Annotated in this window: 7 protein-coding genes; 1 reads left to right on the forward strand and 6 read right to left on the reverse strand. The window is 32.4% G+C overall.

The features are described from left to right. Positions 1 to 315: 315 nt before the first annotated feature. The 6 genes from SD960_RS21840 to SD960_RS21865 form a co-directional block, all read right to left on the reverse strand. Complete coding sequence (locus SD960_RS21840; protein ID WP_318805969.1) at positions 316 to 3,414, reverse strand: CusA/CzcA family heavy metal efflux RND transporter; 3,099 nt, start codon at positions 3,412 to 3,414, stop codon at positions 316 to 318. Between the two features lie 3 nt (positions 3,415 to 3,417). After that, on the reverse strand, positions 3,418 to 4,503 hold the full coding sequence (locus SD960_RS21845) for an efflux RND transporter periplasmic adaptor subunit (protein WP_318805970.1): 1,086 nt from the start codon (positions 4,501 to 4,503) through the stop codon (positions 3,418 to 3,420). Between the two features lie 11 nt (positions 4,504 to 4,514). After that, complete coding sequence (locus tag SD960_RS21850) at positions 4,515 to 5,762, reverse strand: TolC family protein (protein WP_318805971.1); 1,248 nt, start codon at positions 5,760 to 5,762, stop codon at positions 4,515 to 4,517. Positions 5,763 to 5,854: 92 nt separating this feature from the next. Continuing rightward, positions 5,855 to 7,219: a HAMP domain-containing sensor histidine kinase gene (locus tag SD960_RS21855; RefSeq protein ID WP_318805972.1), complete on the reverse strand. Its 1,365-nt coding sequence runs from the start codon at positions 7,217 to 7,219 to the stop codon at positions 5,855 to 5,857. Next, entirely contained in the window at positions 7,216 to 7,896 is a 681-nt protein-coding gene (locus SD960_RS21860) for a response regulator transcription factor (RefSeq protein ID WP_318805973.1), read from the reverse strand. Before SD960_RS21860 ends, SD960_RS21855 begins: the two co-directional genes overlap by 4 nt. Positions 7,897 to 7,956: 60 nt before the next feature. Beyond that, a complete protein-coding gene (locus SD960_RS21865; RefSeq protein WP_302096416.1) occupies positions 7,957 to 9,045 on the reverse strand; it encodes a M42 family metallopeptidase in 1,089 nt (362 codons plus the stop codon). An 81-nt stretch (positions 9,046 to 9,126) separates the two neighbouring features. On the opposite strand from SD960_RS21865, the gene SD960_RS21870 reads away from it, so the two are divergent. Beyond that, on the forward strand, positions 9,127 to 9,807 hold the full coding sequence (locus SD960_RS21870; protein ID WP_318805974.1) for a DUF4294 domain-containing protein: 681 nt from the start codon (positions 9,127 to 9,129) through the stop codon (positions 9,805 to 9,807). Positions 9,808 to 10,368: the final 561 nt, after the last annotated feature.

Here is a 10,368-nt window from a genome sequence, read left to right on the forward strand (position 1 = left end):
CTTTTTTTTGTGCCCATTTGAAATCAATTATCATCGACTAATTATTTACCGCAGAGTTCACAAAAATTTTTACTCAATAGACTTCCTACTTACACACAAAGTTCGCAAAGCTAAATCAATACAAAGCTTTGCGAACTTTGTGTTTTTATTAAAGGCCACTAGTAAAAAATCTTTGTGAACTCTGTGGTAAAATTCATTTTTTTGATCTAAAAAAGCCTTAAAGCTTAAAAAAGAAAAAGCACCATTAATACTAATGATGCTTTTCTTTTTAAAACCAAGTCAAATTAATCAAACCAAATTAATTTATTTTTAAAACTATTCAATGGGAACGTGTTTTTTTCGATTGAATACCCAAAATATAATTGGGAACACTAGTAATGTTAAAATTGTTGCAGTAATTAGTCCTCCAATAATTACAATTGCAAGTGGTTTTTGCGATTCAGAACCAATTCCTGTTGAAATTGCAGCTGGCATTAAACCTATTGAGGCCATCAGCGCCGTCATAACTACAGCTCTCGTTCTGGCTTTTACTCCCATAAAAATGGATTCTTCGAGAGATAATTTTGCTTTTAGATTATGGTGGAATTCAGAAATTAAAATCACGCCATTTTGAATACAAATTCCTAATAAGGCAATAAAACCAACACCGGCAGAGATTCCAAAATTCATTCCAGTCAGGTGTAAAGCCATAATTCCCCCGATAATTGCAAACGGAACATTCGCCAAAACAAGTAATGAATCCTTAATATTTCCGAATAAAATAAACAGTAAAACAAAAATCCCTATTAAACTAATTGGAACCACCTGAGCCAAACGCGCACTGGCACGAACCTGATTTTCAAATTCGCCTGTCCAGCCAACAGTATATCCGTTTGGAAGTTTCATTTTTGCCACTTTTGCCTGTGCTTCAGCAATTGTACTTCCTAAGTCACGATCACGTACAGAAAATTTAACTCCAATAAAACGTTTGGTATTATCTCTGTAAATAAAAGCCGGGCCCGTAACGGTTTTTAGATCGCAAATTTCTTTCAATGGAATTTTGATTCCGCTAATTGTTGGAACCTTTAATTCAGCAATGTCATTTTCATCTTTACGGTATTCTTTAGAAAAACGAACCCTTACATCAAATTTCTTTTCATCTTCATATTTTTGAGTGGCTGTTTTTCCTCCAAAAGCAAGTTCCAGAACAGCTTGAGCATCACTTAAAGTCACTCCATAAGCGGCCATTTTATCTCTGTCAAGAATTACACTTATTTCCGGTTGCCCAACGTTTCTTAAAATTCCGGCATCTTTAATACCCGGAATATCTTTTATTTGTGCTAAAACTTCATTTGATAATTCATCCAATTTGTCAAGATCATCACCATATATTTTAACCGCATTTGAGGCTTTAAAACCGGCAACAGATTCAGCAACGTTATCAATAACAGGCTGAGAATAATTATATGTAATTCCCTGATGAACTTTTAATTTCTGATCCATTTCATTAATCAAATCATCCATTGTGATTTTTCGCGTCCATTCTGATTTAGGTTTCAAATCAACCTGTAGCTGGATAAACCCAAAACCATTCGGATCCGTTCCGTCATTACTTCTTCCCGTTTGTGATAAAACATTTTTTACCTCAGGAAAAGTTTCCAGATCTTTTCTAATCATTGCAGCTGTTTCTACACTTTGCGGCAAAGAAGTACTCATTGGCAGTTCGGCCGTTACCCATAAAGCGCCTTCATTTAATTGTGGTAAAAATTCAGTTCCTAAAAATGTCGCAGAAAAGAAAACCGTTACTAAAATGGCTGTGGAAGCGATTAAGGTTTTTACTTTATGCTTAAATGTCCAGGCAAAACTTTTGCTTACAATTCGATCCCAGAAATTAACAAAAGGATTATTCTTTTCTTTTACATTTTTATTTAAAAGTAAATGTGATAAAACCGGTACTAATGTTAAAGTAAAAAGTAATGCACCCATCAAGGCAAAACCTAATGTATAAGCCAGAGGAGAGAACATTTTACCTTCTACTTTCTGGAAGGAGAAAATTGGAAGTAAAGCAGTTATAATGATTAATTTAGAAAAGAAAATAGCTTTACCCATTTCAGCTCCCGTTTTTTTAATCAAGCTGCCTTTTGCAATTTTATTGTAAGCCGTCATTCCTAATTGATGTGCACGGTGGTCCAATACCACAAATAATCCTTCGACCATTACCACCGCACCATCAATAATAATTCCGAAATCGACTGCACCCAAACTCAACAAATTGGCACTCATTCCCATCATTTTCAGGCACAAAAAGGCAAACAATAACGATAACGGAATAACAATTGAAACTGTAAAAGTTGTTCTCCAGTCTGCCATAAAAAGAAATACAACACAGGTTACCAGAATAATACCTTCAAATAAGTTATGCATTACGGTTTCTGTCGTGAAATTCATTAAATTATCACGGTCATAAAATGTTTCTATTTTAATGTCTTTTGGAAGAACATTTTCATTCAAATCCTTTATTTTGGCTTTAATTAAGGCCAATGTTTCCTGCGGATTCTCACCTTTGCGCATTACAACAATTCCTTCAACGGCATCGTCATTTTTTCCTAAACCGGTTTGTCCAACTCTTGGCATTGAACTTTCATAAACAGAAGCTAAGTTTTTTACCAAAATCGGATTTCCGCTCGCATCATCTACAATAATATTTTCAATATCCTGAATGGATTTAAGAAGCCCAACACCGCGTACAACAAATGCCTGTCCGTTCTTTTCGATAATATCTCCACCAACATTTAAGTTTCCTGCATTAACCGCATTATAAACCTGAAGCGGAGTAATGTTGTATTTTGCTAATTTTATTGGATCAACACCAACTTCATAGGTTTTAGTCTGACCTCCAAAAACATTTAAATCTGCAACACCCGGAACAGATCGAAGCTGTTTATCAATAACCCAGTTTTGATAAGTTAATAATTCTCTACTGTCTCGACTGTCACTTTTTACAATATATCTGAAAATTTCACCGGTTGGTCCATAAGGAGGTTGCACATCTGGTTCTACATCATCTGGTAATGAAACATTTTTTAATAAGTTGTTTACCTGCAAGCGTGCAAAAGTATCATCGACACCATCATCAAAAATAATTTTAATAACAGATAATCCAAACATGGTGATACTACGAACACTGGTCTTTTTCTGTACCGAGTTCATAGAGATTTCTATAGGAGAAGTAACAAAACGTTCTACCTCTTCAGCACTTTTTCCATTCCATTGTGTAATGATAATAATTTGAGTATTCGTTACATCCGGAAAAGCATCGATTGGCATATTTTTGAAAGAAATAAATCCTGCAACAGCCAGTAATCCTACCCAAAAGAAGGTAAATGCTTTATTCTTAAGCGAAAAAGCAATAATATTTCGTATGAATTTGTTCATGTCTTATTCGTTTAAAGCGCGATAAATAAATAACTCATTGTTTGTAATAACTTTCTCGTTTTCTTTCAAACCATTCGAAATGTAAGTAACATCGCCAACTACACTATAAACTTCAACCTGTCTGGTTTCAATATTATGGCGATCTTTAAATACCATTACGAAGTTTTTACTTTTATCAAAAACAATAGCTTTACTTGGTACTGCAATCATTGATTTTCCTTCATTATAAGATAATTTGATATTTGCATTCATATCGGGTTTTAGCATAAAATCCGGATTATGCAATTTTATACGAGCTTGCATGGCTTTTGTTTCAGGATCAATCACGTTAAAGATTTTGTCAACTTTACCTTTAAAAACTTTATCAGGATAACTTAAAGTTGTAACATCAGCATCAATTCCTAATTTTACTTTGTTAATATCTATTTCATTAATATTAGCCAATGCCCAAACTTCACTAATTTCAGCTATATCAAAAATATTTTCAGAGCGGTCGTTTCTTAAAAGCATATCCTGATTGATACTTTTTTGGATGATAAAACCACTAATTGGAGCTGTAACCTCATAAATAGATCCTGCCTTAATGTTGTAAATTTTATATGTTTCCTGAATCTTGCTTAATTGAGATTGTGCTTTATTTACTTCTGATTTTGCTTCAAAAACATCACTTTCAGAATTTAATTTTCCGTCGAATAATTCCTGAGCGACTTTCAATTTATTTTTGGCTACTAATAAATCACCTTTTGCATCGATAGATTGTTTTTCAAAATCGGCAACATCAGTACTTCTGATAGTTGCCAAAACCTGACCTTTGCGAACATAATCTCCAAGTTCTACATTTACTTTGATTACATTTCCACCAACAAGTGGATAAACGTCAATCATTTTATTATTGTCAGCTGTAATTTTTCCGTAAAAACTTAATTCATTTTTTACAGGTTCTGTTTGTGCCACAGCCGTTGTAGTCGTTTTTAGCATTGCATCACTTAATGCAAAAGAAGTATTTGTTTCAGGGTTTTCAACTTCTTTTTTGCAGCTTGCAATTGATAGACAGACAAGAGCAATTCCTATAATTAGTTTATATTTCATTTTATTTAGTTTTAAAATAAGTCTTTGTTGATTGTACTATTTAATTCTTCTCCGGAGAGAGCGACTCTTTTCTTTAGTTCATTTAACTGAACAGCCGCCTGATTATAACTTTCCATGAAATCTGTAAATTCCAGTAAACTGATATTTCGTTTTTGGAAATTGGTTAAAATACCATTGTAAACAGCCTCAAAATCTGAATTCACTGTTGGTTTTATCACAATATAGTTTTTACGGGATTCATCCCATTTGTTCCAGGCCGATGTAATTTCGGTTTGCAATTGCAGATCAAAATTTTGTTTTTCGACTTTTGATTGCTCTAAAATGGTTTGGGCATATTTTATATTTCCTTTGTTTTTGTTCCAAAGTGGTAAAGGAATTCCAAGTGTAAGATTTGCTTCTTTGTTAAATGCGCCGCTTCGCTGATCGTATGTGGCACCAACCGTAATATCAGGAACAGAAAGTGATTTTTGCCATTTAACATTCAGTTCATTTGCTTCGATGTCTTTTTGTTTGGCCAGATAATCAGGGCGATTTGCAATTGCTTCATTCTGAAAGTTTTTAAGATCAAAAGGAATTTCTTTTAGGTATTTATTAAATTCTTCTTTAGAAATTTGAGGAACTATATTTTCTTGTGAGTTCAATAATAATTTCAGGTTTCCTTGTTCTTCAATATTATCATTTACAACCTCCATTCGTTCGTTTTTAAAATTTAGATATAACGATTGTAAACGAACAAGATCTCTTAAAGGAATATTTCCTTTTTGAACCTGAATAGAATAGGAGTTGATTAAATCTTCAATATGAGTTAACTGATCGTCAGTCGTTTCAAGACTTTTTGTGTTGTAATAAACGGTATAGAAACTTTTGCGTAATTGTAGTTTTAATGTCCTTAATAAATCATTAAATTGTAGTTCGGCTAATTTCTCATTAGTTTGCGCCAATTTAATTTCATTACGTTTTTTTCCACCCAAATAAATTAGCTGTTCGATACCAAATGCTTTTTGTCCTTCTTTTCCAATATCAAAATATTGATTTCTTTCAGGATTATAGGCATTTAATTCTGCTGTAATCGTTGGGTTTTCCCAAATTTTCGACTGAATCGTAAGTGCTTTTGCCGCATCAATATTATATTGAGAAGCAAGCAGGAAAAGATTGTTTTTTAGAAATTGACTTTCGCACTCTTCTAAGGTGAATGTTTTTTGTGCGAAACCTACCGGATGTATTAAAATCAATAGGAGTATTGCAAATAACTTTTTCATTGTATCGGTTTTATTTGATACAAAGATGCTACCATGAGACTTTAAGACACCTTAAGAAAGAACTTAAAAAGACCTTAAAATTTTAAGTTAATCTAATTAGAATGAAAAATCAACTGAAATAAGTTCGTGTTTTCAAAAGGAACACTATAGATGATTTTGGCATTATGGAGCGTTAAAATGCGGTTTACAATGCGTAATCCAAGCCCAAAACCTGCAGTACCTTTCGAGTTTTCGCCACGCATAAAGGGTTGAAAAAGATTTTTTTGTTCGTTGTCCGTTAAAGTCTTTCCAATATTAGAAATTGAAATAATAAGATCATTGTTTTCAATACTAATTTTTACAATAGCTTGTTTGTTATCAGAGTAAACACAAGCATTTTTTAGAACATTACTAATAGCAATTTCCAGCAGATTTTTATTTCCTTTTATTTCTAAAGCAGTGTCCAGATTTTCATTTTCTTCCATTTCAAAAAGGATAACAAAATCAGGAAAGCTTTTATTTAAATTCTCAATAGCAGAAAATAAAATCTCATCCATTCGTTGAACTTCATAATTCTCATGATTTTTATTGTCTATTTTAGACAAAATCAATAACGAATTAATTAATTCGGTTAATTGATTCACATCAGATAAAATTGTTTTTAAAAAGCTTTTGCCCTTTATAGAGGTTGCCGAATCTTCAATTGTGTTTTCAATTTGCGATGTAATTCTGGATAGGGGAGTTCTAAGCTCGTGCGAAGCGTGTGCAGTAAACTCTTTTTGTTTTTGATATGAGATTTCGATACGATCCATCATGAAATTAAATTCATTTGCAATCAAATCAATTTCATTTTTATTGCTTTTAGAGGCAATACGAGTATCAAGGTTATTCTCGTTTATTTTTTTAATTTTTTGATGAAATGTATTTAAAGGACTCATTGCCTTTTTAACCATAAATGAGGTCAAGACCCAACAAATACAAGTAAAAAAGATATAAGATATAATTAAGGTGTATCGTAAAAAAAGTAATTTTCGTTTACCATAATCATCTGTTGCAGATATAAGGGCATAAAAATCTTTGTCTTTGGTATCATAGAAAACCCCATAAACTTCATAATCGCCTTGCTGCTTAAAAAAGGTTTTATTTTTTTTTAAATATTTTAAATCATCAATCGACCAGTTAATCTTGGCATCGTCAATACTGCTATAAATAAGTTTGAAGTGAGAATCAAAAACCAATGTCTTTTCATCATACAATTTATTAATCGAATTTTGATCAATCATTTTCAAAAGCTGATCGTCTACTTCCTTAACGTTTACAAGTAATTTAATATTCGAAAGTGCTTTTATTTGTAATCGATCGCGGAATTCTTCTTTTCTAAAATTAGAATATAAAACGAATATCAATGTAGAAGCCAATCCAAAAAGGATTGTAAATAATAAACTTACTAAAAGTGATATCCGGTTTTTTAAAGTCATTCCTGATTGCTTAAATAATAGCCGTACCCAATTTTGGTTCGAATCAACTTAATTTCGTGGTCTTTGTCGATTTTCTTTCTTAAAAAATTAATATAAACTTCAATCGTATTCTGATTGGTTTCTATATGATAATCCCAAAGTTTTTCGGCAATAAATTGTTTAGAAAGCACTTTTCCTTTGGCATGCGCCAAAATCATAATAAGTTTAAACTCTTTTGGAGTTAATTTAATTTCTTCGCCAGAGCGAAAAACTTTCATGTCATCCTCGAATATTTCTAAATCTTCAATAGAAATTTTTTTCTCAACCTGTTGCGGAATTTCTTTTCTCCTTAAAAGAGATGAAATTCGGGCATATAATTCTTCAAAATGAAAAGGTTTCACCAAATAATCATCAGCTCCATTATCAAAAGAAGTCAATTTATCTTCAATTTCACTAAAAGCAGTCAACATTATAATAGGTGTTTTTTTATCGACTTCGCGAATACCTTTACAAACATCAATTCCATTTATTCCGGGAACATTAATATCCAGAATAATTAAATCATATTCATACGGAAAATATCTTTTCAATAATAATGAGCCATCATAATAAGGAATACACTCGAATCCTTTTAAAGTAAAGAATGTTGAGATTTCTTTAGATAAGGTAAAATCGTCTTCGAGTAATAAAATTTTCATGCTGTTTTTTATTTGTCAATTCGGCCAGTTAATAACCGAATTGACGTTTAAAATTATTTTTTATTTGAAATAAGAAAAAGTCTCATTGTTTTCAATTTTCAATAAAGATTCATAAATCAATTGAATAACATTTTCAACATCTTCCTTATGAACCATTTCTACAGTAGTATGCATATAACGTAAAGGCAGCGAAATTAATGCAGAAGCCACACCACCATTACTGTAAGCAAAAGCATCAGTATCAGTTCCGGTAGCTCGGGAAATCGCACTGCGTTGAAACGGAATTTTATTTTCTTCGGCAGTATCTATAATTAAATCACGTAATTTATTTTGTACAGCCGGTGCATAAGCAATTACCGGACCGCGGCCCATTTTAAGATCGCCCTCTACTTTTTTGTCAATCATAGGTGTTGTCGTATCGTGACAAACATCTGTAATAATAGCAACATTTGGTTTAATTGTTTGTGCAATCATTTCAGCACCGCGTAAACCAATCTCTTCCTGAACAGAATTTACAATATACAACCCAAAAGGTAATTTCTTTTTATTTTCATGTAATAAACGGGCAACTTCCGCAATCATAAAACCGCCCATTCTGTTATCTATAGCGCGACAAACAAATTTATTTTCGTTTAAAATCATAAATTCATCGGGATATGTAATCACACAACCCACATGAACACCCATTGCTTCAACCTGCTCTTTGTTTTCACAGCCTAAATCAATAAAAATATTACTCAGTTTTGGCGTTTCTTCCTTATCACGCAATCTTGTATGAATAGCCGGCCAACCAAAAACACCTTTTACAATACCTTTTTTAGTATGAATATGAACCCTTTTAGAAGGCGCAATTTGATGATCAGAACCACCATTTCGAATTACATACAATAAACCATCATCAGTAATATAGTTTACATACCATGAAATTTCATCAGCATGTCCCTCAATAACAACTTTAAAGGGAGCATCGGGATTAATAACTCCTACGGCAGTACCATAAGTATCCGTAATAAAAGTATCAACGTAAGGTTTTAAATAATTCATCCAAAGTTTTTGTCCTTCACTTTCATAACCAGTAGGAGAGGCGTTATTTAGGTAGCTTTCCAGAAAAGCAATAGAGGTATCTTTTAAGATAGATTTCGTACTCATAAAAATATTTTTGCGCTAATTTATAAATTTGGTATTAGAGTTGTGTATAAATATATAATTTTACATTTAAATTATGACTCTATGAGATTTACCTACATTATTTTGTTTTTTATATTGATTTCTTTCACAGCTCAGGCCCAGGTTACTCCAAAAGAAAATCAGGAAATGGGATATATCCTTACCGAACAAGATTCTATTTTAGGCGATACAATTCAATTGCCTGAGATTATTATTTCTAAAGAGAAACTAGATCCCGAAGCACAAAAGCAATTTCTTATACTTCAAAACCGCGTTTATAAAGTATATCCGTATGCAAAATTGGCTGCCGATAGACTGACAGCATTAAATAAAGGAATGGCCCGTTTAAAAACCAATCGTGAGAAAAAGAAATATTTTAAAATTGTAGAAGATTACCTTAATAATGAATTTGAAGAACGCCTTAAAAAGCTTTCTAGAAAACAAGGTCAAATTCTGGTAAAATTAATTCATCGTCAAACCGGAATTACAACCTATGAATTAATTCGAACTCTAAAAAGTGGTTTCAAGGCATTTGTATCAAATACCACGGCCAATTTGTTCGACATAAGTTTAAAAACAGAATATAAGCCCTATCAAGTCAATGAAGACTATTTAATAGAAACCATTCTTGTGAGAGGATTTGAATCCGGTCGATTAATAAATCAAAAACCTGCAAATCCAGTTAATTATAATGATTTGATGGAGTATTGGGAAGAAAAGGCAAAAACACTCAACAAAAAATAATATACCTATATATAGTAATAGAACTTAATATCCACGACCCGACAGTTTCCGAAATCTGCCGGTTTGTTTTTTGTTACCTATATATAAGGAGAAGATTCTTTTCATCACCAATTGAAATTTGGATTTTGCAGAATTGGAATTTAGTTTTTAGAAGGAGCTATTTCCCGCTATCCGTTCCAATCTTTTGCTTTTTAAAGAAAAAAGCAAAAGGATTTCCACTTCTATCGGGGCTAGGGCAGTAGTTTTCAGAAGAAAATCTGAGTTTAAGAGTAAAGCGGGCATCTTTTCGCGAAACAAAACCAGTCCAAAATACAGCTTTGAGACTTTTTCAACCCAAAGTACCCATAAAAAAAGCAAACCATAAAACCTTCGTGCCTTAGTGCCTTTGCGGCAAAACCAAGCAAAACAAGGCAAAACAAGGGCAAAAGATACCAAAACTCCCACACAGCCAAAAAAACTTTGCATTTTAAAAACCGCAAAACCAGCGATTTATAAAAAAGATTGAAATTATATAAAAAAAAGGCTTGTAAATGTAAATAAAGGTGCTACTTTTGCACCCGC

Origin of the sequence: Flavobacterium sp. MMLR14_040 (assembly GCF_033657265.1) — a bacterium.
Classification (GTDB): Bacteria; Bacteroidota; Bacteroidia; order Flavobacteriales; family Flavobacteriaceae; genus Flavobacterium.